This is a genomic window from Micromonospora sp. U21 (genome assembly GCF_018070045.1).
Classification (GTDB): domain Bacteria; phylum Actinomycetota; class Actinomycetes; order Mycobacteriales; family Micromonosporaceae; genus Micromonospora.
Genome location: NZ_JAGPYK010000006.1, coordinates 234,297 through 258,324, shown reverse-complemented (window position 1 = coordinate 258,324; position 24,028 = coordinate 234,297). Strand labels below are relative to the sequence as shown.

At 71.5% G+C, this 24,028-nt stretch carries 25 protein-coding genes; 14 read left to right on the top strand and 11 right to left on the bottom strand.

What is annotated here, in order from left to right:
- Nucleotides 1-32: 32 nt before the first annotated feature.
- Nucleotides 33-848, bottom strand: coding sequence for a neutral zinc metallopeptidase (locus tag KBX63_RS10880; protein WP_256443012.1), 816 nt, complete (start codon nucleotides 846-848; stop codon nucleotides 33-35).
- Nucleotides 849-987: 139 nt separating this feature from the next.
- Between KBX63_RS10880 and KBX63_RS10875 the strand changes: the two genes are divergently transcribed.
- Nucleotides 988-1,350, top strand: a complete 363-nt coding sequence (locus KBX63_RS10875) for a hypothetical protein (protein ID WP_210910870.1) — start codon at nucleotides 988-990, stop codon at nucleotides 1,348-1,350.
- Nucleotides 1,351-1,354: 4 nt separating this feature from the next.
- On the opposite strand, the gene KBX63_RS10870 is transcribed toward KBX63_RS10875, so the two are convergent.
- A complete protein-coding gene (locus KBX63_RS10870) occupies nucleotides 1,355-1,564 on the bottom strand; it encodes a hypothetical protein (RefSeq protein ID WP_210910869.1) in 210 nt (69 codons plus the stop codon).
- A gap of 243 nt (nucleotides 1,565-1,807) precedes the next feature.
- On the opposite strand from KBX63_RS10870, the gene KBX63_RS10865 reads away from it, so the two are divergent.
- Nucleotides 1,808-2,200, top strand: a complete 393-nt coding sequence (locus tag KBX63_RS10865) for a YciI family protein (protein ID WP_247662136.1) — start codon at nucleotides 1,808-1,810, stop codon at nucleotides 2,198-2,200.
- 3 nt (nucleotides 2,201-2,203) lie between these two features.
- On the top strand, nucleotides 2,204-3,466 hold the full coding sequence (locus tag KBX63_RS10860; protein ID WP_210910867.1) for an RNA polymerase sigma factor: 1,263 nt from the start codon (nucleotides 2,204-2,206) through the stop codon (nucleotides 3,464-3,466).
- Between the two features lie 62 nt (nucleotides 3,467-3,528).
- Here the strand turns inward: KBX63_RS10860 and KBX63_RS10855 are convergent, their stop codons facing one another.
- The gene (locus tag KBX63_RS10855; protein ID WP_210910866.1) at nucleotides 3,529-4,629 is read right to left on the bottom strand and encodes a calcium:proton antiporter; all 1,101 of its coding nucleotides are present in this window, start codon (nucleotides 4,627-4,629) and stop codon (nucleotides 3,529-3,531) included.
- Nucleotides 4,630-4,719: 90 nt separating this feature from the next.
- Between KBX63_RS10855 and KBX63_RS10850 the strand changes: the two genes are divergently transcribed.
- From KBX63_RS10850 to helR, 4 genes are all read left to right on the top strand, one after another.
- The gene (locus KBX63_RS10850; RefSeq protein WP_210910865.1) at nucleotides 4,720-4,950 is read left to right on the top strand and encodes a hypothetical protein; all 231 of its coding nucleotides are present in this window, start codon (nucleotides 4,720-4,722) and stop codon (nucleotides 4,948-4,950) included.
- A gap of 21 nt (nucleotides 4,951-4,971) precedes the next feature.
- Entirely contained in the window at nucleotides 4,972-5,334 is a 363-nt protein-coding gene (locus KBX63_RS10845) for a metalloregulator ArsR/SmtB family transcription factor (RefSeq protein ID WP_210910864.1), read from the top strand.
- Nucleotides 5,331-5,852: an SRPBCC family protein gene (locus tag KBX63_RS10840; RefSeq protein ID WP_210910863.1), complete on the top strand. Its 522-nt coding sequence runs from the start codon at nucleotides 5,331-5,333 to the stop codon at nucleotides 5,850-5,852. The genes KBX63_RS10845 and KBX63_RS10840 overlap by 4 nt, the downstream gene beginning before the upstream one ends.
- A 217-nt stretch (nucleotides 5,853-6,069) precedes the next feature.
- A complete protein-coding gene (gene helR / locus KBX63_RS10835) occupies nucleotides 6,070-8,223 on the top strand; it encodes an RNA polymerase recycling motor ATPase HelR (RefSeq protein ID WP_374102206.1) in 2,154 nt (717 codons plus the stop codon).
- A 7-nt stretch (nucleotides 8,224-8,230) separates the two neighbouring features.
- On the opposite strand, the gene mug is transcribed toward helR, so the two are convergent.
- Complete coding sequence (mug, locus tag KBX63_RS10830; RefSeq protein ID WP_210910862.1) at nucleotides 8,231-8,803, bottom strand: G/U mismatch-specific DNA glycosylase; 573 nt, start codon at nucleotides 8,801-8,803, stop codon at nucleotides 8,231-8,233.
- Nucleotides 8,804-8,903: 100 nt separating this feature from the next.
- Between mug and KBX63_RS10825 the strand changes: the two genes are divergently transcribed.
- Nucleotides 8,904-9,647 (top strand): cyclopropane-fatty-acyl-phospholipid synthase family protein, encoded by a 744-nt coding sequence (locus tag KBX63_RS10825; protein ID WP_210910861.1) that lies wholly within the window; start codon nucleotides 8,904-8,906, stop codon nucleotides 9,645-9,647.
- A 37-nt stretch (nucleotides 9,648-9,684) separates the two neighbouring features.
- A complete protein-coding gene (locus tag KBX63_RS10820; RefSeq protein ID WP_210910860.1) occupies nucleotides 9,685-10,515 on the top strand; it encodes a CPBP family intramembrane glutamic endopeptidase in 831 nt (276 codons plus the stop codon).
- 39 nt (nucleotides 10,516-10,554) lie between these two features.
- Here KBX63_RS10820 and KBX63_RS10815 read toward each other — a convergent pair whose 3' ends face one another.
- Entirely contained in the window at nucleotides 10,555-11,139 is a 585-nt protein-coding gene (locus KBX63_RS10815) for a hypothetical protein (RefSeq protein ID WP_247662058.1), read from the bottom strand.
- A 116-nt stretch (nucleotides 11,140-11,255) separates the two neighbouring features.
- On the opposite strand from KBX63_RS10815, the gene KBX63_RS10810 reads away from it, so the two are divergent.
- The gene (locus KBX63_RS10810; RefSeq protein WP_210910858.1) at nucleotides 11,256-12,176 is read left to right on the top strand and encodes an NAD(P)H-binding protein; all 921 of its coding nucleotides are present in this window, start codon (nucleotides 11,256-11,258) and stop codon (nucleotides 12,174-12,176) included.
- A 191-nt stretch (nucleotides 12,177-12,367) separates the two neighbouring features.
- On the opposite strand, the gene KBX63_RS10805 is transcribed toward KBX63_RS10810, so the two are convergent.
- Nucleotides 12,368-12,808, bottom strand: a complete 441-nt coding sequence (locus KBX63_RS10805) for a VOC family protein (RefSeq protein ID WP_210910857.1) — start codon at nucleotides 12,806-12,808, stop codon at nucleotides 12,368-12,370.
- 200 nt (nucleotides 12,809-13,008) lie between these two features.
- Here KBX63_RS10805 and KBX63_RS10800 point away from each other — a divergent pair, with 200 nt between their 5' ends.
- Together KBX63_RS10800 and KBX63_RS10795 are read left to right on the top strand one after the other, a co-directional pair.
- Nucleotides 13,009-13,554: a GNAT family N-acetyltransferase gene (locus tag KBX63_RS10800; protein ID WP_210910856.1), complete on the top strand. Its 546-nt coding sequence runs from the start codon at nucleotides 13,009-13,011 to the stop codon at nucleotides 13,552-13,554.
- Nucleotides 13,555-13,630: 76 nt separating this feature from the next.
- Nucleotides 13,631-14,278 carry a CatB-related O-acetyltransferase gene (locus tag KBX63_RS10795; protein ID WP_210910855.1) on the top strand — a complete coding sequence of 216 codons (648 nt, stop codon included), beginning with the start codon at nucleotides 13,631-13,633 and terminating at the stop codon, nucleotides 14,276-14,278.
- A 232-nt stretch (nucleotides 14,279-14,510) separates the two neighbouring features.
- On the opposite strand, the gene metH is transcribed toward KBX63_RS10795, so the two are convergent.
- Nucleotides 14,511-18,011 carry a methionine synthase gene (gene metH / locus KBX63_RS10790; protein WP_247662130.1) on the bottom strand — a complete coding sequence of 1,167 codons (3,501 nt, stop codon included), beginning with the start codon at nucleotides 18,009-18,011 and terminating at the stop codon, nucleotides 14,511-14,513.
- Between the two features lie 277 nt (nucleotides 18,012-18,288).
- Between metH and KBX63_RS10785 the strand changes: the two genes are divergently transcribed.
- Together KBX63_RS10785 and KBX63_RS10780 are read left to right on the top strand one after the other, a co-directional pair.
- The gene (locus tag KBX63_RS10785) at nucleotides 18,289-19,158 is read left to right on the top strand and encodes a PAC2 family protein (RefSeq protein ID WP_210910853.1); all 870 of its coding nucleotides are present in this window, start codon (nucleotides 18,289-18,291) and stop codon (nucleotides 19,156-19,158) included.
- Between the two features lie 147 nt (nucleotides 19,159-19,305).
- Nucleotides 19,306-20,097, top strand: a complete 792-nt coding sequence (locus tag KBX63_RS10780; protein WP_210910852.1) for a GntR family transcriptional regulator — start codon at nucleotides 19,306-19,308, stop codon at nucleotides 20,095-20,097.
- A gap of 123 nt (nucleotides 20,098-20,220) precedes the next feature.
- Here KBX63_RS10780 and mshC read toward each other — a convergent pair whose 3' ends face one another.
- The 4 genes from mshC to KBX63_RS10760 all read right to left on the bottom strand — a co-directional run bounded on the left by mshC (nucleotide 20,221) and on the right by KBX63_RS10760 (nucleotide 23,820).
- Nucleotides 20,221-21,459: a cysteine--1-D-myo-inosityl 2-amino-2-deoxy-alpha-D-glucopyranoside ligase gene (gene mshC / locus KBX63_RS10775; RefSeq protein ID WP_210910851.1), complete on the bottom strand. Its 1,239-nt coding sequence runs from the start codon at nucleotides 21,457-21,459 to the stop codon at nucleotides 20,221-20,223.
- Between the two features lie 66 nt (nucleotides 21,460-21,525).
- The gene (locus KBX63_RS10770; RefSeq protein ID WP_210910850.1) at nucleotides 21,526-22,344 is read right to left on the bottom strand and encodes an SCO1664 family protein; all 819 of its coding nucleotides are present in this window, start codon (nucleotides 22,342-22,344) and stop codon (nucleotides 21,526-21,528) included.
- Nucleotides 22,341-22,919 carry a DUF3090 domain-containing protein gene (locus KBX63_RS10765; RefSeq protein ID WP_210910849.1) on the bottom strand — a complete coding sequence of 193 codons (579 nt, stop codon included), beginning with the start codon at nucleotides 22,917-22,919 and terminating at the stop codon, nucleotides 22,341-22,343. The genes KBX63_RS10770 and KBX63_RS10765 overlap by 4 nt, the downstream gene beginning before the upstream one ends.
- Before the next feature lie 196 nt (nucleotides 22,920-23,115).
- A complete protein-coding gene (locus tag KBX63_RS10760; RefSeq protein WP_210910848.1) occupies nucleotides 23,116-23,820 on the bottom strand; it encodes an MSMEG_4193 family putative phosphomutase in 705 nt (234 codons plus the stop codon).
- Nucleotides 23,821-24,028 lie beyond the last annotated feature (208 nt).

Genomic DNA, 24,028 nt, shown 5'->3' with positions numbered 1-24,028 from the left:
CGGCGGGCGCCAGGGTGACGCGGGCAACCCGGTCAGCCCAGGTCGCAGGCCTCCAGGGAGCGCTCGTAGCCGCGGAAGAACGAGTCGGTGCGCTGCTCGGCGGTGCCGTGCGAACCCTCGGCGAACCACGGCTGGTCCGGGTCGTCGCCGACCGCCGCCACCCCCTCCCGGAACTCCTCCAGGTCACCCTCGGCCAGGCTCAGGTCGCCGGAGCGCACCGAGTCGCCGAGGTACGCCCCGGCCATGCAGTCGGCCTGCAACTCCTGCTGGATGGTGAAGCTGTAGTTGATGCCGAGCCGCACCTGGATGCCGTGGGCGTACTCGTGACCGAGCAGGTAGAACACGAACGCGTCACCGACCTGGCGGAACGCCGCCACCGACCAGGCGATGTCGTAGGCGATGAAGTCTCCCCGTGAGCAGTAGACCGCGTTGTTGCGCGGCAGCGCCTGGCCGCCGCAGGACACTTCTCCCGCCCGCTGGTACGGGGTGATCCGCCGGATGGGCTGGAAGCGTTGCCCGGACGCCTTGAACCGGGCCGCCCAGTACCGCTCGGCGATTGCCTGGGCGTCGGCGACGTCCTGCTCGAACTCGGCCACACTGGTGGTGCTGTCGGCCCGGGTGCTGCTCGGCCCGGGCGAGGCCGCCGACCGGCTCGGTGCCGGCCGCTCACCCTCCGGCTCGGCCAGCCCGCCGCCGGCGCACGCGGCCGACACCAGCGCGGCGATCAGCAGGCCCGCCAGCGGGCCCCGGGCATCACGTCCTGATCGTGCCCCCACTGTGCCTCCCCTGGCGTCCGTGCTGAGCTGGGCAGTACCCCGACGATACGGCCGCCATGCCCACCACCTCATTCACGTGCGTGGCCGCCGGGTGGTTCACAGCTCAGGCTTGTTCACCGGTCAGGCGTGGGTCAGGCACGGTTCACGGCGTCGGCGTTGAACGGCCACAATGGGCCGGGGCGGATGTCGCCGTCCGGTGAGGAGGGCCGTCGTGCACGTGCTGGGCAGCCGCCGGCGCAGCCAGCCGGCCCCGCCGCACATCGTGTGGCGCTCGCTACGCGACCCGTACGAGGCCGCCAGCCGGCCCTGGCTGGAGCTGCGCGACGACGAGGTGGCGCCCCGGGTGGTGGCGGGCTACGCGCCGGTGCTGCTGATCTGGTCGTCGCTGTGGCCGCACCGGCCCCTCGACCGGATCCGCTTCGACCTGGCTCCCGGGCCGCCCGGCCAGGACTGCGCGCTGCGTTGGACGCTCATCACCGACGGGGAGCTGCCGGGCGAGAGCACCCTCGGGTACCTGCGACACCGGCTCAACTATCTGATCAACAACCGGCTGCGACTCTCCTACGGGCAGTGAACGGTCAGCCCGTGCTGTCGCGGCCCCGCTGCCACAGGTCGCCCTGCTCGGCGTGCCGCTCGGCCTCGTACCGCTGCTGGGTGGCCCGGGCGTCGCGCCCGGCGGCATCGTCGTCTGCGGAGCGCAACCGCGCCCGATCACGCCAGGCCACCACCCCGAACGCCGCACCCCCCACCGCGGCGAAGACCCCAACCACCACCCACATCGTCGTCATCCCGCCACGTTAACCATCCCCCACCACCCACCCCTCACCCCTCCCCCGCGCCTTCCGCCCACGCCCCCGCCCCCGCCCGGCGGGGCGCGGCGTGTCGGGACAACAACTTCATGATCGACGCGTGGTGAGGGGGATCGGGGTTGGGGGGTCGTAGCGTGTCCGGGTGGGGGGGGGTGGCTTCGACGTCTCTGGTGAAGCGGCGCCGTCGCGGCGCCCGGAACAGGAGGGACCACCGTGAAGTACATGATCCTGCTCTACGGCTCGCAGCAGGACTACGACGTGCTGACCGGCCGGGCGACCGACCGACCGGCCATGTCGGCCGAGCAGATCGCGGCCATGCACAAGCACATGGAGACGTTCCACCAGGCGCTCGCCGAGTCCGGGGAACTGGTCGACGCCCGGGGGCTCAGTGAGCCGGTGCACGCCCGCCGCGTGCGGGTGCGCGACGGCGCGCCGGTGGTCACCGACGGCCCGTACCCGGAGACGCAGGAGGTGCTGGCCGGCTACACCATCGTGGAGTGCGCCAGCTTCGACCGGGCCACCGAGATCGCCGCCGGCCTGGTCGACCCCGACGCGCCCGGCGGGTACGTGGACGTGCGGCCGGTGCTGGACGGCGTCGAGGACCTGGCTGGCTGACCGGTGGCGGAGACCGCTCCACCCGTCGAGGACCTGCTGCGTGCGCTGGCGCCGCAGGTCCTCGGCGCGCTGGTGCGTCGCTACGGGCACTTCGACACCGCCGAGGACGCCGTCCAGGAGGCGCTGATCGCCGCGGCGGGCGGTTGGCCGCGCGGCGGCGTACCGGAGAATCCCCGGGGCTGGCTGATCACGGTCGCGTCCCGCCGGCTGACCGACCTGCTGCGCAGCGAGCAGGCCCGGATGCGGCGGGAGGACGCCGTGGCGCGGTGGGTGCTGCCCGACCAGTGGCAGGCGCCCGCCGCCGACCGTCCGCCGGCGGACGCCGACGACACGCTCATCCTGCTGTTCCTGTGCTGCCATCCGGCGCTCTCGCCGGCCTCGCAGATCGCGCTGACGCTGCGCGCGGTGGGCGGATTGAGCACCGCCGAGGTGGCCCGGGCCTTCCTGGTGCCGGAGGCGACGATGACCCGGCGGATCAGCCGGGGCAAACAGCGGATCCGGGCCAGCGGGCTGCGGTTCGCGCCGCCCACCGCCCCGGAGCGCGCCGACCGGCTCGCCGCCGTGCTGCACGTGCTGTACCTGATCTTCACCGAGGGGTACGCGCGCACCGCCGGCCCCGGCCTGCTGCGCGGCGACCTGACCGCCGAGGCGATCCGGCTGGCCCGGCTGGTGCACCGCCTGCTGCCGGACGATCCCGAGGTCACCGGGCTGCTCGCGCTGATGCTGCTCACCGACGCGCGCGCCCCGGCCCGGATCGGCCCGCACGGCGAGCTGGTGCCGATGGCCGAACAGGACCGCGGCCGGTGGCGGGTCGACCAGATCACTGAAGGGGTCGCTCTGATCACCGAGGCGCTGCCGCGCGGGGTCGTCGGGCCGTACCAGCTCCAGGCGGCCATCGCGGCCGTGCACGACGAGGCGCCCAGCGCGGCGGCCACCGACTGGGCACAGATCACCGCCCTGTACGAGGTGCTGCTGGGCATCTCCGACAACCCGATCGTGGCGCTCAACCACGCGGTGACCGTGGCGATGAGCCGGGGCGCGCCGGCCGGGCTGGCACTGCTCGCCGAGCTGGCCGACGACACCCGGCTGGCTGACGATCCCCGCCTACCGGCCGCCCGCGCCCACCTGTGGGAGCTGATCGGTGAACGGGTCGCGGCGCGGGAGGCGTACCGGATGGCGGCGGCGCGGTCGACGAACCTGGCGCAGCAGCGCTACCTGAATGCCCGCGCGGACCGGCTGACAGACGACCCGGCCGCCGGGCGGTAAGGAGGGGCTCCTTCTTACCGCCTGGCGCTAAGAAGGGGTCCCTCCTTACCGCAAGCGGCGGGTCAGGGGCTGGCGGCCAGGAAGACGAAGGCGGCCAGCAACACCAGGTGCACGCCACCCTGCAACACGTTGGCCCGGCCCGGCACCACGGTCAGCACCGCGGTCACCGCGGTGAGCGCGAGCAGCGCGAGCTGGGTGCCGCCGAGGCCCAGCAGCAGCGGGCCGTCCAACCAGATCGAGGCGATCGCGATCGCCGGGATGGTCAGGCCGATGCTGGCCATCGCCGAGCCGAGCGCGAGGTTCAGACTGATCTGCACCCGGTCGCGGCGGGCCGCGCGGGCCGCGGCCAGGGTCTCCGGCAGCAGCACCAGCAGCGCGATGATCACGCCAACGAAGGCGTGGGGAAGGTTCGCCGCCGCCACCCCGGCCTCGATGGTCGGGGATACGGTCTTGGCGTCGCCGACCACCGCGACCAGCGCCACCAGCAGCAGCCCCAGGCTGAACAGCGCCGCGCGGGTCGTCGGCGGCCTCGCGTGCTCCTCCGCGTCGATCACCCGGCCCTGGCTGTCGACCGGCAGGAAGTAGTCGCGGTGCCGGCCGGTCTGCACCAGCACGAACAGCCCGTACAGCGCCAGCGACGCGACGGCGGCGAACGCGAGCTGGGCCGGGCTGAACTCCGGGCCCGGCCGGGCCGTGGTGAACGTCGGAATGACCAGACTCAGGGTGGCCAGGGTGATCACGGTGGCCAAGGCTCCGCCGGTGCCCTCCGGATTGAACACCGCCACCCGCCGGCGCAGCGCCCCGAGCAGCAGGGACAGGCCGAGTATCCCGTTGCAGGTGATCATGACGGCGGCGAAGACGGTGTCCCGCGCGAGCGACTGCGTCTTCTCCGGTCCACTTATCATCAGCGTGACGATCAGGGCGACCTCGATCACGGTGACCGCGACGGCGAGCACCAGCGAACCGTAGGGCTCACCCACCCGGTGGGCGACCACCTCGGCGTGGTGCACGGCCGCCAGCACCGCGCCACCCAGCAACGCCGCCACCACCACGACGACGGGCGCGGGTAACTCCCGCCCCCACGTCACGAGCAGCACGAGAACGGCGAGCACGGGTACGGCGACGGTCCAGTCGGTCAGTCGGGAACGAAGCAGGGCGGCCATGCCAGAAAGACTGCCAGGTCAAGTGATCATGTGCCCACCATCGACGCAGCCGTTCCGGGGTGGCGGCACACTCCACTACGGTCGCAGGCCATGGTCTTCGACCGCACCGATGCCACCCGCGCCTCCTACGACACGGTCGCCGCCGACTACTCCGAGCTGCTGCGCGACGAGGTGGCCGCCCGCCCCTGGGTCCGGACGAGGCTGGCCGCGTACGCCGAGGTGGTGATCCGGGCCGGGCTGGTGGAGGTGGCCCGGCTGGTACGCGCGGCCGGCCGTCACGAGAAGTCCACCCAGGGCTTCCTGCTCGCGCAGAAACCGTAACTCATCGGTTACGCTTCCGGGGTGGACGAGGTGGCCACCGCGATCGCGGACCCGGTACGGCGGCGCATCCTGACCATGCTGCGCGACGAGCCGCTGGCCGCGGGCGAGATCGCCCAGCGGTTCGCGATCAGCCGACCCGCGATCAGCCGCCACCTGCGCGTGCTGCGGGAGAGCGGGCTGGTCCGCGACGACCTGGTCGGCCGGAGGCGGATCTACCGCCTCGATCCCGGCCCGCTCGCCGAACTGGTCGACTGGCTCGCCGAGCTGGTCACCGCCGACCGGTGGGAGCGGCACCTCGACGCGTTGGAGACCGAGGTCTATCGAACCCGCCGGGAACGCCGCAGCGGCGGCCCTGCGGAGTACCGAAGGGAGCACACGGCATGACCCGTACACCCGCCGGACGACTGTTTCGCACCGCCGCCGGCCACGATCTCGTCCTCACCCGGACGTTCCGCGCCCCGGCGGCGGACGTGTGGGCCAGCCTGACCGAACCGGAGCGCACGGCCCGCTGGTTCGGCCCCTGGGAGGGCGACGCCGCGCCCGGCCGGACCATCCGGGTGCAGATGGCGTACGAGGAGGAGCAGCCCTGGTGCGACGTCCACATCGACGCCTGCGAACCGCAGCGGCGACTCGCCGTGTCGATGATCGACAGCTACGGCAGCTGGCTGCTGGAGATGGAGCTGTCCGACGCGGACGGCACGACCGAGCTGCGGTTCGTCCAGCACCTCACCAGCGTGGAGGGCATCGCCGAGGTGGGCGCCGGTTGGGAGTACTACCTGGACATGCTCGTCGCCTCCCGGGACGGCTCGTCACGGCCCGAGTTCGACGAGTACCACCCGGCGATGCAGCCCTACTACCAGGCACTCGCTCGGGAGGCCCCAGACTCCGCCCAGCCCGCCTGAGATCGCCTCGGGCCTGCGGAGGAGGGCGGAAGGTGTCCGTCACTGCGGACGATCAAGGGGCAAAGGAGGGCACACCCACTCCCTGCCACTTCTAAGGTATAGCGCACCGGGGGGCTTGCGGCAAGACCCGGGTGATGCCGCAGAATCGCCGACCGAGGCCAGGACCTGCGGAAATCCGGAGTACCGGTTGACCGCGACCTCAGATCGGAGCCGATGAGTGAACCCCCTGACCACCAGCGTTTTTGACCTTCCCGACCATCTCTCCCCCAAGGCCGACCCGGCGTTGATCGCCCGCGACGAACGGCACTTCGCGGCCCTCGCGGAGAGCCTCGAGGAGTTGTTCGCCGAGCTGTCCGACCGTCTCGACGCCGCGCGCAGGGCGCCCGGTGGCAAGGGCCGGCAGGCGGTGGACCGGGACATGGAGGTCCGCCGGCTGACCGCTCGCCTGCGCGCACTGCGCCGCTTCGGTCTGGACCTTTGCATCGGACGCATGGTCAGCGCGGACAATCCCGAGCCCGTGTACGTCGGACGACGTGGCCTCACGGACAGCGCGGGTCGTCGGCTGCTGCTCGACTGGCGCTCCCCAGCGGCTGAGCCGTTCTTCGGCGCGACCCACGGCAACCCGATGGGTCTGGCGAGCCGCCGCAGGTACCGCTGGACCCGCGGCCGGATCAGCGACTACTGGGACGAGGTGTTCACCCCGGACGGGTTGGAGGGGCACGCCGCGCTCGACGACCAGTCCGCCTTCATCGCCAGCCTGGGCAGCAGCCGGTCGACCCGGATGCGGGACGTGCTCGGCACCATTCAGGCCGACCAGGACGCCATCATCCGGGCAGGGTCCCGGGGCGCTCTCGTGGTCGACGGCGGTCCGGGTACGGGGAAGACCGTCGTCGCTCTGCACCGCACCGCCTATCTGCTCTACTCCGACCCTCGCCTCGGTCACCGCCGGGGCGGCGTGCTGTTCGTCGGGCCGCACCAGCCCTACCTGGCCTACGTCGGCGACGTCCTGCCCAGCCTCGGCGAGGAGGACGTGCAGACCTGCACTCTGCGGGACCTCGTGCCCGAGGGTGCCGCGGCAACCATCGAGACCGACCCGGACGTGGCCCGCCTGAAGTCGTCCGGGGACCTGGTGAAGGCGATCGAGGCGGCCGTCAGGTTCTACGAGGAGCCGCCGGCCAGACCGATGACGGTCACAGCCGGCGACGCCGACATCTGGCTGAGCGCCGACGACTGGGCCGAGGCGTTCAAGGCGCCGGGCCCCGGCACCCCGCACAACGAGGCGCGTGACGAGATCTGGGAGGAACTGCTCACGATCCTGATGGAGAAGTACGACGGCGACGAGCCGGACGACCTGGTCCGCAGGTCGCTGCTGCAGAACAGGGAACTGCTCACGACCGTCAACCGCGCCTGGCCGCTGCTCGAGGCGACGGACCTCGTCGGTGACCTGTGGTCGGTGCCCGCCTATCTGCGCAGGTGCGCGCCCTGGCTCAGCCCGGAGGAGATTCGGAAGCTCCAGCGCGGCGACGCCCAGGCCTGGACGGTGTCCGACCTGCCGTACCTGGACGCGGCACGGCAGCGGCTCGGTGATCCGGAGGCGTCCGGGCGCAAGCGCCAGCACGATGCCGCTGTCGCCGTCGAGCGGGATCGCCGGGCGACGGTCATCGACGAGCTGATTGAGGCCCATGTCTATGACGACGGTGAAGGTGTGCTGTCGAGCCTGCGCCAACTGGATCTCCAGGACGCCCTGGTCGACGAGACCGCACTGCCCAGCACCGAGCCGGACCAGCTCGTCGGCCCGTTCGCGCACATCGTCGTGGACGAGGCTCAGGAACTGACCGACGCGGAGTGGCAGATGTTGCTGCTCCGCTGCCCGTCCCGCAGCTTCACCATCGTCGGCGACCGCGCTCAGGCGCGGCACGGGTTCACCGAGTCGTGGCAGGAACGGCTCCAGCGGATCGGGATGGACCGGGTCGACCTGGCATCCCTGAGCATCAACTACCGGACGCCGAAAGAGGTCATGGCGGAAGCCGAGCCGGTCATCCGGGCCGCGCTCGCCGACGCGAACGTGCCGACGTCCATCCGCAGCAGCGACGTCCCCGTCGTACACGGATCTGCCTCCGACCTGAGTTCGATCCTCGACACCTGGCTCGCCGCGCACGCCGACGGCATCGCCTGCGTCATCGGTGATCCCACCTTCCCGACGACGTCCCGCGTCCGGTCACTGCCCCCGGAGCTGTCGAAGGGGCTCGAGTTCGACCTGGTCGTCCTCGTCGATCCTGAGGCGTTCGGCACCGGCATCGAAGGAGCGGTCGACCGCTATGTCGCGATGACCCGGGCGACCCAGCAACTCGTCATCCTCACGAGTTCCTGACAGGTCTTCAAGGGCGCAGCGTCTCCGCGTGCAGCGCCGCGAACTCGGCGGTCAACGCCGGCAGCGGGAAGTGCGCGTTCAGGCCACTGGGGTTGGGCAGCACCCAGACCCGGGCTGGGCCCAGCCGATCCGGCTGCGGGCCCAGCCCGGCCCGGGGCCGGGCAAAGGCGATCCGGTACGCGGTCACCCCGAGGATGGCCACCCACCGCGGCCGGTGCCGCTCGGTCTTCACCGCCAACCCCGTCACCCCCGCCACCAGCTCCGCCGGCGTCAGCTCGTCGGCGCGGGCGGTGGCCCGGTTGCTCAGACTGGTGATCCCGACGCCCTGCCGCAGCAGCTCGTCGCGTTCCCACGGGTGCAGCTCGCGGTCAGTGAAGCCGGAGCGGTGCAGGGCCGGCCAGAAGCGGCTGCCCCGCCGGGCGAAGTGCTCTCCCACGGCGGCGGAGTAGAGGCCCGGGTTGAAGCCGCAGAACAACACCCGCAGGCCGGGACCGATCACATCCACCAACCCGCGACCGGCCGCCGCCGCCACTTCCTGCGGGGTCGGCCGCCGGAAGTGCCCCGGCTCGCCCGTGTCCACCCCACCGATCCTGCCGTACGGTCCGCCGCCCGATCACGGCTTCCGGCGCGTGGGGCGGCCCGGGCGTGCGCCCTCGATCACGACTTGACACCCTCAACGGATGCAGTCAATCGACCACCTCGCCACCAGCCGCTACGCCCGGATGCGCTGGAACACTCCGCTGTCCGAGGAGCACGCGTCCCTGCTGCTGCAGCGGCTCGACGTCCGCCCCGGCTCGCGCGTGCTCGACCTCGGCTGCGGCTGGGGTGAGCTGCTGCTCAGGGCGGTCGCCGTGGGCGGTGTCGCCGGCCCGGTCGCGACGAGGGGCGTCGGCGTCGACACCGACGACGCCGCACTGGCCCGGGGGCGGAGGCTGGCCGCTGGCCGGTCGCTGAACCGGCACGTCGCGTTCGTGATGGGGGAAGCGGCGGCCTGGCAGGAGCCGGCCGACCGGGTCCTGTGCATCGGCTCCGCACACGCCTTCGGCGGCACCGGCGCAGCCCTCGACGCGCTCGCCGCCGTGGTCCGGCCCGGTGGACGGCTGCTGTTCGGCGAGGCGTACTGGGACCGTCCTCCCAGCGGGGAGGCCGAGCAGATCTTCGGGGCGGAGGTCACCGATCTGCCAGGCCTCGTCGAGGCCGCGCGCGAGCGCGGCTGGCGCGTCCTGCACCTGAGCACCGCCGACCAACGGGAGTGGGACGACTTCGAGTCGACCTGGCTCGCCGGCCGGCAGGAGTGGCTGCTGACGTACCCGGAGGATCCCCGCGCGGCGGAGGTCCGCGCGGAACTCGACGACCGGCTGCGCCAGTACCTCACGGTCTACCGCGGAATGCTCGGCCTCGCCTATCTCGTCCTCGGTCGCTGACGGTCCGTCCTTGACCTCGGTGGCTACGGTGAGCGCGGTGAGCGGTCGACCTCGCGATCCCCACGAACGCCCCGCCCTGCACTGGCGAATCCTCATCGTGTCCGCCGGCACCGTGCTGGTGTGGCTGTTCGTCTACCACGATGCCCTGCTCGGCCGTGACTACGACCGCCCGACCCATGTCGCCAGGGCCATCCTCACGACGCTGCTGGTCGTACCCCTGGTGGTGGCCGCCCGCCGCCTGCTCGACCGGCGGCCCTGGACCGGCCTCGGGTTGCCCTCCCTGCGCACCGGCTGGCGGCACCTGCTGCTCGGCATGGCCTGCTGGCTGGTGCCCGCCGCCCTGGGGTTCGCGCTCTGCCTCGGCTTCGGTTGGGTCGAGATCAGCCTGCGCACCTCCGCCGCGGATGCCCTGCGGGTGGCGGCACTCCTGGTCGTGCTCGTCTTGCTCTACGAGGCGCTGCCGGAGGAACTCGTCTTCCGCGGCTACCTGCAACGCAACCTCGCCACCCGGTTGCCGGCCTGGCAGGCCGTCATCGGGCAGGCCGTGTTGTTCACCCTGTTCGGGTTCCTCGTCGGCGCCGCCACCTCCGCCGACCGACTGCTCCTCTTCTTCGTTTTCGCGCTCCTCCTCGGCGCCTTCCGCGTCGCCACCGGTGACATCTGGGCGGGCATAGGCTTCCACCTCGCCTTCCAGACCGTCGCCCAGTTGTTCGGAGACGTAGGTGCCGTCTTCGACGTGGTCGGAGCTGACGTCCTGGGGCTCGTCGCCCTGGGCGGCGTGCCGTTCGCTCTCGGCTGGATGGCCATGGAACGTCTGCACCGGGACCGCCTGAACTGGCAGGCCCTGGAACCGGACCCGATCCGTTGACGAACACGCGGGAGGACGTGAACCCGCCGACGCGGGAGATCAGGAATCCGCCGGGACCCCGGCCTCAAGCTGGCCGATCAACGGGGCGAGGAGCTCGTTGAGCTCCCGCACCAGCACCGTGACCGCTCTGCGGGCCGCGGCCGCCACGGCATCGTCGGGACCGTCAGGAGCCGGCGGCAGATCATCGAGCGGGACCGGTGCCTCCACCTGGAGCATCGCGCGGAGATGCGGGGCCCGCGTCAGATCCTGCTCCGACGGTGTCGTGTACTGGCCGAACAACTGGGGCCAGTCCCGCCAACCACGGTCACGCTGCCACTGCCTGGTCCAGGTGAGCTCAGCCGGCCAGCGGGAGATCACGGTCACCGCGCAGACCATGCTCCCGTCCCACGGGCTTCGCGCGCAGGTCGCCGAGACGATCCGCCGGTGCCAGCGGACGAAGCCAGGCGACAGCTCGCTGGCCAACCGCCACGCGGTCGCCGCGAAGGCGACCGGAGCGATGTCGCCCCAGGTGCCGGCGAACTCGTCGATCCGCCTCAGCACCTCAGCCTCGTAGCGACCATGGCCGTCAACGCCACGTTCACGGTCGAACTGCTCGTCCAGCCAGAAGGCGCGCGGTTCAGGCATCCTCATCCCCGTCCGGAGCCGTGACATCCATCAGGTCATCCTCCCCCGGGCGGCCGAGGCACGACGGATCGAGTCGTGACTTGACAAGCAACGACCTCCAGAGTGGACGATTCAGCGTGCGAATTCTCGTGGTGGGTGGAAGTGGTCTGATCGGCGCCCATGTCGTGGACGTGCTGCGCGAGCGAGGTCATGCTGCGACGACCGTGGCGCGTACCGCCCACCCGGGTGTTGATCATTTGATCGATGTCGGGTCCGCGTCGGTCGACGAACTGCGGTCGCTGCTCGCCGGTCATGACGGCGTGGTGTACGCGACCCGCACGGACGAGCAGCGACCGCTACGCAAGCCGATCTATCCGACGTTCCGCCGGGACAACGTCGAGCCGGTGGTGAACCTCTTCACGGCCGCCCGCCTGGAAGGTCTCACGCGCGGTGTCGTCATGGGCTCGTATTACACCTACTTCGACCGGCTGCATCCGCAGTGGCGACTCGCGGCCCGCCACACGTACATCCGGTGCCGGGTGGAGCAGGCCCGCGAGGGACGGGCGGCCGCCGGCCCGGATCTACCGGTTGCCGTGCTCGAGTTGCCCTTCGTCTTCGGCCGGGCCGGCGACCGGCTACCGAACTGGTCCGGTCCGCTGGACCGTTGGGCACGGTCACGGACACCCCTGGCCGTCCCCGCCGGAGGGACCGCGGCGGCCTCGGCACGCAGCGTGGCCGAGGTCGCGGTGGACGCTCTCGAGCAGACCCGCGGTGAGGACATTCCGGTCGCCGACGAGAACCTCACGTGGAACGACATGATCGCGCGCATCGCCGAGGCGGTCGGCCGACGTCGCCGGGTCGCTCGCCTGCCGGCCGGCGCGGTAAAGGCCTCCCTACGGCTCGGCGGCGCGCTGCAGGCCCGCAGCCGCAAGGAGTCGGGCGTCAACCCGACCCACCTCGCCGACCTCCTGCTCGCCGAGCTGTTCATCGAGCCGACGACCGGCCGATCACTGGACCCGGCGCTCCGCGAGACCTTCGTCGACCCGACGACCGCGTAGCACGACCGCACGCGAGCTGTCCGCCGCTACTCCCGGGCCGCCCGCGGCGGTCGACACGGGCAGGATCGCCAGCCGTACGCGGTGCCGCCAAAATCCGCACAGCTTCAGGGATGTAGGGGTCTCCGCCGCCCGTGACTCCCCTACATCCCTGAAGCTGCTGCCACGGGCGCGCCGACAATGGTTCAGCGCCATCAGCTGAGCTGTTCGGCCAGTCCGACGATGATGCCCTCGGGCCCGCGCACATAGCAGAGCCGATAGCTGTCCTCGTACTGCTCCAGTTCGCCGACGAGTTCGGCGCCGTGGGTGCGCAGGCGGGCAAGAACGCCCTCGATGTCGTCGACGGCGAACATGATGCGACGAATGCCCAGCGTGTTCGCCGGTGCGTCCCTGGGCTCGGCGCTGATCGCCTTCGGCCTGTGGAACATCGCCAGCTCGACTCGACCGTGGCCGTCCGGGGTCCGCAGCATTGCGACGTCCTGTCGGACGTCGTCGATCCCGATGACACGCTCCACCCAACGCCCCTCGATCGGCGCCCTGCCCTCCAGCTCCATGCCAAGTTCGACGAAGAACGAGATAGTGGCGTCAAGGTCGTCGACAACGATGAGGACATTGTCCATCCGCCGGATCGTCATGCTGGGCCCCCTTGGTGTGGCACGGCCACCGTGGCCGCATCCACCTCTGAGACGAAACCGCCGAGCCGTTCTCGACATCCCTTGCATCATCGTCTTCGCGGTGATCGCCGTCCTACGTTCCGCACATGGCGTCGGCCTCGCCCCGGCTGGCACGCTTAATCCGGTCGCCGGGCCCACGTCTGCCCGCTATGGTCCGCCGCATGCGGCTGGAGAGGATCACCCCGAAGAACTACGAGGCGGCTCTTGCGCTGTCCGTGCGCCCAGATCAGGAGGACCTGGTCGCGCCGGTGGTCAAGTCGCTGGCCGAGGCGTACGTCTTCCCCGACCACGCCTGGCCGAGGCTGATCTATGACGGGGAGCGGCTGGTCGGCTTTCTGATGGCTTTCCTGGACATCCCATGGGATCCCGACCGTGATCCCGACGACCTGCGCTCCGGCCTCTGGCGGCTGAACATCGCGGCCGACGCTCAGGGAAACGGCTACGGTCGGTTCGCCGTCGAGGCCGTGTGCGGAGAGATCCGCGCGCGCGGCGGCACCCGCGCATACGTCACATGGGAGCCCCGCGCCGGAGGGCCAGAGAAGTTCTACCTGAAGCTGGGCTTCCGGCCGACAGGCGAGCAGAGTGACGGCCAGACCGTCGGCGTCCTGGTACTTCAACGTCACTTGGCTGAAGTCGTCCTCGCCAAGCAGGATTCGCGCAGTGCTCCTGGACCGGATACCGACATCGAGGCAACGCGGTCCGTGTAGACGGGTGCGGTGGTAGCGTGCGGCTGATCTTTGCGATCTTGGTACGTCATTCAGCGGCGCGATGAGGAGATTCACGATGGCAGGTGTTCCGGCCGATCCGGGCGTGCTGCATCCGATGCCCGAACAGCCGCGCGTGGTGCTACTGAAGCCGCTGGTCACCTCGCCGCTGATCGAGGTTGGGGAGTTCACCTACTACGACGACCCGGATGATCCAACCGCCTTCGAGGCGCGCAACGTGCTGTACCACTACGGGCCGGAGAAGCTGATCATCGGGAAGTTCTGCGCGCTGGGCGAGGGCGTGCGGTTCATCATGAACGGCGCCAACCACCGCATGGACGGGCCGTCGACCTTTCCGTTCCCGATCATGGGTGGTTCCTGGGTCGAACACTTCGATCTCATCACCAACCTGCCCAGACGGGGAGACACCGTGGTTGGCAACGACGTGTGGTTCGGGTACGGAGCCATGGTGATGCCCGGCGTTCAGATCGGCAGCGGAGCGGTCATCGCTTCCGGGTCCGTCGTCGTCGACGACGTCCCCGATTACGGCATTGTCGGCGGCAACCCAGCCAGGCTCATCCGCCGCCGATACAGCGAGGAAGACGTCGTCCGCCTTCTGGCACTTGCCTGGTGGGACTGGCCAACTCAGTACATCACCGAGCACCTTCGCCCGATCATGTCCGGCAGCATCGACGACCTCGAGGCTGTGGCGCCCAAGCATCGGTAGTGCCAGGTCGGGCCCGGGCGGGCTGACCCATACCAACTCACCCATGTCGGCACCGACCCGGGCTCAGCACCACATCGTTGTGCTGCGGCACACCACAAGAACCATCCAAGATCGTCTAGCCGGACGTGCCGCCGATGACGGCCCGGATGCCGTTCACGGCCTGGAGACGACATGATCATGGCTCAGCGGCCCGCCGAACACGCTGAGGTGCAGGTCAGGGCATCTGCCGCCGTCACTTGGCGTTGAAGTAGCTCGCCTCCGGGTGGTGGACCACGATGGCGTCGGTGGCCTGCTCGGGCATCAGCTGGAACTCCTCGGACAGCTCCACGCCGATCCGCTCCGACCCGAGCAGCTGCACGATCTTCGCCCGGTCCTCCAGGTCCGGGCAGGCCGGGTAGCCGAACGCGTACCGGCAGCCCCGGTAGTCGTTGCGCAGCAGGCCCGCCAGGTCCGCAGGGTCGTCCTCGGCGATCGTGCGGCCGTCGGGCAGGGTCAGCTCGGCGCGGATGCGCCGGTGCCAGTACTCGGCGAGGGCCTCGGTGAGCTGCACGGAGAGGCCGTGCACCTCCAGGTAGTCGCGGTACTCGTTGCGGGCGAACAGCTTCGCCGCGTACTCGCTGACCGGCTGGCCGACGGTGACCAGTTGCAGCGCGACCACGTCGAGCTGGTCGCCCTTGGGCCGGAAGAAGTCGGCCAGGCAGAGCCGCCGCTCCTGCCGCTGCCGGGGGAAGGAGAACCGGGCCCGCTCGGCGTGCCCGTTCTCGTCCAGCACCACCAGGTCGTTGCCCTCGGAGTACGCCGGGAAGTAGCCGTACACGACGGCCGCCTCCAGCACCTGGTCGGCGATCAGCCGGTCCAGCCAGTAGCGCAGGCGCGGCCGGCCCTCGGTCTCCACCAACTCCTCATAGGACGGACCGCCGCCGCCCCGGGCGCCGCGCAGCCCCCACTGCCCGAGGAAGGTGGCCCGCTCGTCGAGCAGCGCCGCGTAGTCGGCCATCGGCACGCCCTTGACCACCCGGGTGCCCAGGAACGGCGGGGCGGGCACCGCCACGTCCGCGGCCACGTCGGAGCGGACCGACGAGTCGTGCAGCTCCGGCAGCGAGTCGGTGACCACCGTGCGCTGCCGCTCCCGGCGCGCCCGCCGGGCCGCCAGCGCCGCCTCCCGCTCCGGGTCGACCACCGGCGCGCCACCGCGCTTGGCGGTCATCACCCGGTCCATCAAGGACAGCCCCTCGAACGCGTCCCGCGCGTAGTGCACCTGCCCGGGGAACGTCGACCGCAGGTCGTCCTCGACGTACGCCCGGGTGAGCGCTGCCCCGCCCAGCAGCACCGGCCAGCGCTCCGCGACACCGCGGGTGGCCATCTCGGCCAGGTTCTCCTTCATGATCACGGTGCTCTTGACCAGCAGCCCGGACATGCCGATCGCGTCGGCCCGGTGCTGCTCGGCGGCGTCCAGGATGGCGCTGATCGGCTGCTTGATGCCGATGTTCACCACCTCGTAGCCGTTGTTGGACAGGATGATGTCGACCAGGTTCTTGCCGATGTCGTGCACGTCCCCGCGCACGGTGGCCAGCACGATCCGGCCCTTGCCGCCGTCCTCCGTGGTCTCCATGTGCGGCTCCAGGTAGGCCACCGCGGTCTTCATCACCTCGGCGGACTGGAGCACGAACGGCAGCTGCATCTGCCCGGAGCCGAACAGCTCGCCGACCACCTTCATGCCGTCCAGCAGGATGTCGTTGATGATCGACAGCGGGGACCGGCCGCCGGCCATCGCGGAGTCCAGGTCGGCCTCCAGGCCGTTGCGCTCACCGTCGATGATCCGCCGCTTGAGACGCTCGTCCAGCGGCAGCGCGGCCAACTCCTGCGCCCGGCTCGCCCGCGCGCTGGTCACGTCGACCCCCTCGAAGAGTTCGAGGAAGCGCTGCACCGGGTCGTACCCCTCGCGGCGCCGGTCGTAGACCAGGTCCAGCGCGACCTCGCGCTGCTCCTCGGGGATCTTCGACATCGGCAGGATCTTGCTGGCGTGCACGATCGCCGAGGTCAGCCCGGCCTGCACACACTCGTGCAGGAACACCGAGTTGAGCACCTGCCGGGCCGCCGGGTTGAGGCCGAACGAGATGTTCGAGATGCCCAACGTGAAGTTCACCCCCGGGTAGCGGCGGGCGATCTCCCGGATCGCCTCGATCGTCTCGAGGCCGTCGCGGCGGGTCTCCTCCTGCCCGGTGGCGATCGGAAAGGTCAGCGCGTCGATGAGAATGTCGGCGCGGTCCATCCCCCAGCGGCCGGTCAGGTCGTCGATCAGCCGCGCCGCGACCCGGAACTTCCACTCCCGGGTACGCGCCTGCCCCTCCTCGTCGATGAGCAGCGCCACCACCGCCGCGCCGTGCTCCCGGACGACTGGCATCACCCGGGCGTACCGGGAGTCGGGGCCGTCGCCGTCCTCGAAGTTCACCGAGTTGACCACGCACCGGCCGCCGAGCATCTCCAGCCCGGCCTCGACGACGGGCGGCTCGGTGGAGTCCAGCATGATCGGCAGCGTCGAGGCGGTGGCGAACCGGCCCGCCAGCTCCCGCATGTCCTGGGTGCCGTCGCGGCCGACGTAGTCGACGCACAGGTCGAGCAGGTGCGAGCCGTCACGTGCCTGGCTGCGGGCGATCTCCACGCAGGCCCGCCAGTCACCGGCCAGCATCGCCTCCCGGAACGCCTTGGAACCGTTCGCGTTGGTCCGCTCCCCCACCATCAGCACCGAGGCGTCCTGGGCGAACGGCACCGGGTGGTAGACCGAGGAGACACCCGCCTCGTGCCGCGGCTCACGGGCCGTGGCGGTGACGCCGTGCAGCCGCTCGGCCAGCACCTGGATGTGCTCCGGGGTGGTGCCGCAACAGCCGCCGACCAGGCCCACGCCGTACTCGGTGATGAACCGCTCCAACGCGTCGGCCAGCTCCACGGGAGTCAGCGGGAAGTACGCCCCGTCGGCGGTCAGCACCGGCAGGCCCGCGTTCGGCATCACCGACAGGGGGATGCGGGAGTGCTGCGACAGGTACCGGAGGTGCTCGCTCATCTCCGCCGGGCCGGTGGAGCAGTTCAGGCCGATCAGGTCCACCCCGAGCGGCTCGATCGCGGCCAGCGCCGCGCCGATCTCGCTGCCCACCAGCATCGTGCCGGTGGTCTCCACGCTGACCTGGCAGATGATCGGCAGCGGCTGGCCCAGCTCGGCCATCGCCCGCTTCGACCCCACCACCGCCGCCTTGACCTGGAGCAGGTCCTGGCAGGTCTCGATGATCAGCGCGTCCGCCCCGCCGACGATCAGGCCGGCGGCGTTCTCCTGGTACGCGTCGCGCAGGGTGGCGTAGTCGGCGTGCCCGAGGGTGGGCAGCTTGGTGCCCGGCCCGATCGAGCCGAGCACGAACCGGGGCCGCTGCGGGGTGCTGGCCGCGTCGGCGGCCTCCCGGGCGATCCGGGCACCCGCCTCGGACAGCTCCCGGATGCGGTGCGGGATGTCGTACTCGCCAAGGTTGGCCAGGTTGGCGCCGAACGTATTGGTCTCCACGCAGTCCGCGCCGGCGGCCAGGTAGGCGTCGTGCACTCCGCGCACCACGTCCGGCCGGGTGACGTTGAGGATCTCGTTGCACCCTTCGAGGCCGTCGAAGTCGTCGAGCGTGAGGTCCGCGGCCTGCAACATCGTGCCCATCGCCCCGTCGGCGATGAGGATCCGGTGGGCCAGCACATCCATCAACGAAGTCCGCACCCGTTCAGGTTAGTGCGGCCGCCATCGCACCCCACCGCGGTCCGCGCCCGATCCCATATTGTGTCACCGGGATCACGTTGTCCGGTTCGTCGTCGTATGCCCAGTCGTCGGTCGGGCCGACCGGCGCGGCCGACGGGCCGCACTCCGGCTCGGCACGTAGGCTGACGGACGTGAAGGACAACAGGGACGCCACCGTGCCCCACGGCCCGACGACCGGGCGCGGTCCCGGCGTCGACCGCGACGAGCAGGGTGAGGTGACGGCGTGACCGAGTTCGACGGACTGCCGGTGCTGCGGTCCCCGGTGGCCATCGCCGCGTTCGAGGGCTGGAACGACGCCGCCGACGCGTCCACCGCGGCAGTCGAGCACCTGGAGCAGGTCTGGAACGCCCGGCAGGTCAGCGAGCTTGACCCGGAGGACTTCTACGACTTCCAGGTCAGCCGACCGACCATCACGATGGCTGACGGTGAGACCCGCCGCGTGGAGTGGCCGACGACGCGGTTCATGGTGGCCAGCCCGGAGGGCACCGAGCGGGACGTGGTGCTGATCCGGGGCATCGAGCCGAGCATGCGCTGGCGCACGTTCTGCGAGCAGGTGCTGGAGATCTGCCACAGCCTCGAGGTGGAGCGCATCGTGCTGCTCGGCGCGTTGCTCGCCGACGTGCCGTACACCCGGCCGCTGCCGATCAGCGGCAGCGCCTCCGACGCGCAGGCCGCCGAGCGCTACCAGCTCACCCCCACCCGGTACGACGGGCCGACCGGCATCGTCGGCGTGCTGCACGACGCGTGCTCCCGCGCCGAGGTGGACGCCGTCTCGTTCTGGGTGCACGTGCCGCACTACGCCAACAACCCGCCCTGCCCCAAGGCCACCGTCGCCCTGCTGCACCGCGTCGAGGAGGTTCTCGACCTGCCGGTGCCGATGGCCGACCTGGCCGAGGAGTCTGCCGAGTGGGAGCAGCGCGTGCGCAGCGCCGCCGAGCAGGACGCCGAGCTCGGCGAGTACGTCCGCGAGCTGGAGGAGCGGGTCGGCGACGAGGGGATCACCCCGCTGACCGGTGACGAGATCGCCCAGGAGTTCGAGAAGTACCTGCGCCGTCGGGGCGGTTCGGCCGGCCCCACCGCCGGCTCCTGGTAAAGCCCTGCACCCTGTTTCATGCGGGCCCCGGACACTTGTGTCCGGGGCCCGTTTTCGCGCTCGGTGGCGGGTTTCCGCGTGTCCGGGGTGGCGAGGTCACACCCGCTACGGCATCCTAGGAACCTAGCTGTGATCAAGGAGGCGGGTATGCAGATCAACCCCGGGGCCGCCGAGTTCCCACACCGGCAGATCGCCACGCAGCTCAAGGCCCAGGTCCGCCGCGGCGACTGGGCGCCGGGCGAGCGGCTGCCGTCCATCCCGGCCATCGCCGAGATGTTCGGCGTCGCCAAGCAGACCGTCCAACGCGCCGTCGACCAGCTGCGGGTCGAGGGCATCCTCATCACCAAACCCGGCTCCGGTACGTACGTCCGCGGCACCCGCCGCCGGCTCAACCGGCTCTCCCGCGGCCGGTACGGCGGCTTCCGCGGCTACCACACCGACCTGGCCGCCCGGTACCGGCAACAGCTCGTCTCGGTCGGCCGCTCCCCCGCCCCGGCCGAGGTCGCCGACGCGTTCGGGGTGCCCGACGGCACCGACCTGCTCTGCCGCCGACACCTGGTCCGCACCGACGACTCCCCAGTCGAGGTGGGTGCCTCCTGGTTCCTGCCCACCGACACCGGTGGCACCTCGCTGGAGCGCGCCGAGGCGTTCGGCCGACCGCTCTACCAGGAGGTCGAGGAAGCCACCGGGCGACGGTACGTCTCGGCCACCGACACGATCAGCGCACGCCAGCCCAGCCGGGAGGAGGCCGAGACCCTTCAGATCCGGCCCGACACCCCGGTGCTGCACCTGCTGCACGTCGCGTACGACGCCCACCGCAAGCCGATCGAGGTCGCCCAGGCCACCTGGCCCGGCCCGATGACCACCCTCACCGAGGAGTACAAGATCCCCGGCCCAACCCCCGACTCCGAACCCGACCCCGGCCTGGTCCTCGGCTGACCCCGCCCTGCCGCCCTGTCGATCATGAAGTTGTTACCGCCCGCCGCGGCGTGTCGAGGCAACAATTTCATGATCAACAGGGCGCGGAGGCGGTGGACTCGGGCGGGACGGAGCCGGGTCGGGTTAGAGGCGGATGCCCAGGAGGGCGTCCACCGTGTTCGCGAAGAGGGCGGGGGCGGCCGGGTCCTCTGTGGTGCCGGCGAGGGTCGCGTCGGCCCAACGGTCGGCGACCGCCAGGGCACCGGGGGTGTCGAGGTCGTCGGCGAGGCGCTCGCGTACCCCGGCCAGCAGCTCGGCCCCGGACGGCCCGGCCGGCGCGGCGGCGGCCCGCCGCCAGCGGTCCAGGCGCTCCTGAGCGGCCGTGAGCAGCTCGTCGGTCCAGGTGCGGTCGCTGCGGTAGTGCCCGGAGATCAACGCCAGCCGGATCGCCATCGGGTCGATCTTGTCGGCGCGCAGCCGGGAGACGAAGACCAGGTTGCCGCGGGACTTGGACATCTTCTCGCCGTCCAGGCCGATCATCCCGGCGTGCACGTAGTGCTCGGCGAACGGCGCCTGGCCGGTGAGCCGCTCGGCGTGCGCGGCGGACGCCTCGTGGTGCGGGAACAGCAGGTCGTTGCCGCCGCCCTGCACGTCGATCCGGTCGCCGAGCAGGTTCAGCGCGATCACCGCGCACTCGATGTGCCATCCCGGGCGGCCCGGGCCCAGCTCCCCGCCCGGCCAGGACGGCTCGCCCTCGCGGGCGCCGCGCCACAGCAGCGGGTCCAGTGGGTCACGCTTGCCGGCCCGGTCCGGGTCCCCGCCGCGCTCCGGGAAGATCTCCAGCATCTGCTCCCGGGTGAGGTTGGACTCGTAGCCGAACCGGGGCGAGGCGGAGACGTCGAAGTAGACGTCGCCGGTGCCGTCGTCGAGCCGGTACGCGGCCCCGTCCTTGACCAGCACCTCGACCTTGTCGGCGATGTCCGGGATGGACTCGACCGCGCCCACGTAGTGCTCCGGCGGGATGATCCGCAGCGCCTCCATGTCCTCCCGGAACAGCGCCGTCTCGCGCATCGCCAGGACCACCCAGTCCTCGCCGTCGCGGGCGGCCCGCTCCAGCAGCGGGTCGTCGATGTCGGTGACGTTCTGCACGTAGCGCACCGGACGGCCGGCGTCGCGCCACACCCGCTGCACCAGGTCAAAGGTGATCATGGTGGCGGCGTGGCCGAGGTGGGTGGCGTCGTACGGGGTGATGCCGCAGACGTACATGCTTCCCGCGTCGGCCGGCTCACTCGGGTGGACGCCCTGCCGCGCCGAGTCGTACAACGCCAACGGCTCGCCCCTGCCCGGCAGCCGTGGCACCTCGTGTCCCGCCCAAGACTCCATGGCCTCAGCCTAGCCAGCCCCACGACCGCCCCGGGCCGCCCCACGGGTGATCAAAATGACAGCGGATCACATGGGCGGCCAGGGCACCGCCGGCCAGTCCTCCGACGGCTGCGGGAACCGGCAGGTCTGCCGCAACACGTCGATCCGGGCGGCCAGCTCGGCGATCTCGCTGATCGTCAGGTGGTCGGCCAGCTCCTCGCCGAGCGCCCCGGCGACCTGACCGGCGAGCCCGTCGAGCATCTCCACGGCGTCCGGCGGCAACTGCTTCCCGGCCCAGCCCCAGAGCACCGTACGCAGCTTGTCCTCGACGTGGAAGCTCACCCCGTGGTCCACGCCGTAGATCCGGTCGTCGGCGCCGACCAGCACGTGGCCTCCCTTGCGGTCGGCATTGTTGATCACCGCGTCGAGCACCGCGAGCCGGGCCAGCCGCGGGTCGTCGGCATGCGCCAGCGCGTACGCGGCGCCGTCGTCGTCCCGGGCCGCGGCGATCGGGAACCAGCGCGGCGGCAACTCCTCGGCGGGCACAAACCCGACCAGCGGCTCGGCGTCCTCCGGCTCGTCGATCCAGAGCTGGCAGGAGCCCGGCCCGAACGGGCCGTCCCGGAGCACGGTGGGCGGCACCAGGTCCCAGCCGGTGGCCCGGGAGACCAGGTACGCCGAGACCTCCCGGCCCGCGAGGGTCCCGTCCGGGAAGTCCCAGAGTGGGCGCTCGCCACGGACCGGCTTGTAGACACAGCGGGCGGAGACGTCGTCCAGCGTCAGAATGCCGCGCAGGGTGGTGTTCGACGCGTCGACCAGCCGACCCTCCAGGTCGAGCGCGCCGTCACGCAACAGCCGCAGCGCGGCGTCGCCGTCCTGGCGAGGCTGGAGGCCGGACGACGTCACCGGTGGTAACCGTTGTGCCGCGGGCAGAGGTGCCCGGCGGGGTCCAACGGTTGGCCGCACAGCGGGCACGGCGGCCGGCCCGCGTTCACCACTCGCCGGGCCCGCTCGATGAACTGGCGGGTCGCCTGCGGAGTGAGCCGAACCCGGAGCCGATCCAGGTCCTCGTCCGGCTCGTCGTCCTCGTCGTCGTCCTCGTCGTCCTCATCGCCCAGCTCGACCTCGGCTTCCACCTCGCCCGCGGCGATCGCTTCGATCACAACGGTCGCGGTGTCCACGTCGAAGGCCAGCCCGAGGGTCCCGACCCGGAACTCCTCGTCGACCGGAGTGTCCAGCGGCTCGTTGTCGCCCACCACCGGCGCCAGCTCGGGCAGGTCCACGCCGAAGCGCCGCTGCGCCTCGGTGAGTAGCTCCTCCAGCTTCTCGGCGAGCAGGGACACCTGGACCTTCTCCAGCGCGACGCTGACCAGCCGGCCGCCGCCGCGAGCCTGCAGGAAGAACGTGCGCTCCCCCGGCGGGCCGACGGTCCCGGCGACGAACCGCTCCGGCGGTTCGAAGGCGTGCACCTGGTGGGTCATACCCACGACCCTATCCGGCCCGCCATGGCATCGCGCACCCCACCGACCCGAATCGCCCGGGCGGCGGCGCGCCCGGCGAACCGGTGGCTGCACCCGGGCGTGGCGGCCCCTCGACCGCCTGCCGGCACCCGAAACGGACGGCCGGTGACCTGGCTTACGCCGACACGGTAGGCGTGCGGGGGCGTCGCGACCAGGGTCATCGCGGGGCACCAGCCCCACCGCCGACGGCCGCGTCGGAATCACCCGCGCGGGTCGCCCGCCGACGCCGCTTGCGCGGCGGCGGCACCAGGGTGGCGAGGTCGCCGCCGGTGTCGTTGAGACGGATCAGGAACGGCCGCAACGGCGTGAACCGGATCGCGGTCACCGACGCCGGGTCGGCCACGATCCGCTGAAAAAGATCCAGGTGTACGCCGAGCGCGTCCGCCACGATGGCCTTGATCACATCACCGTGGCTGCAGGCCAGCCAGACCGCCTCGGGCCCGTGCTCGGCGCTCACCCGGGCGTCCCACGAGCGCACCGCCGCCACCGCACGCGCCGCCATCGCGGCCATCGCCTCCCCGTCCGGGAAGACCACGGCGCTGGGGTGCTGCTGGACCACCGGCCAGAGCGGCTCCTTGGCGAGCTTCTTCAGCGGCTGCCCCTCCCAGCTGCCGTAGTCGCACTCGATCAACCCCTCCTCGACCACCGGAGCGGCCTGCGGAAGCGCCAGCTCCAGGGTCTGCCGGCAGCGGATCAGCGGGCTGGTCACCACCGTCGCGAGCGGCACCCCCCGCAGCCGCTCGCCCACCGCGGCAGCCTGTGCGCGGCCCGTATCGTCCAACTCGACAGGCTGGCGGCCGGCCAGCCCACCGTCCGCGTTCGCGGTGGTCCGGCCGTGTCGCAGAAGCAGAAGGGTCGCCACGGGACCACCCTATGACCTGTTCCAGGCCTTTGATCGTCGTGGGCTCCCCGGGTGGGCTTCGGTCGAATGTCGGGTCTGCGTGATGAAGCGTGTCCTTGCGGTCCCTCTGGGGCTCTGAGCGGGGCTTGACCGGTGGTCCCGGGTTCGTGTGGGGCGGGTTGGGGCCCGCCGTGCCCGGCTCCGGGTGGTCAGGCTTGATTCCCTGCGC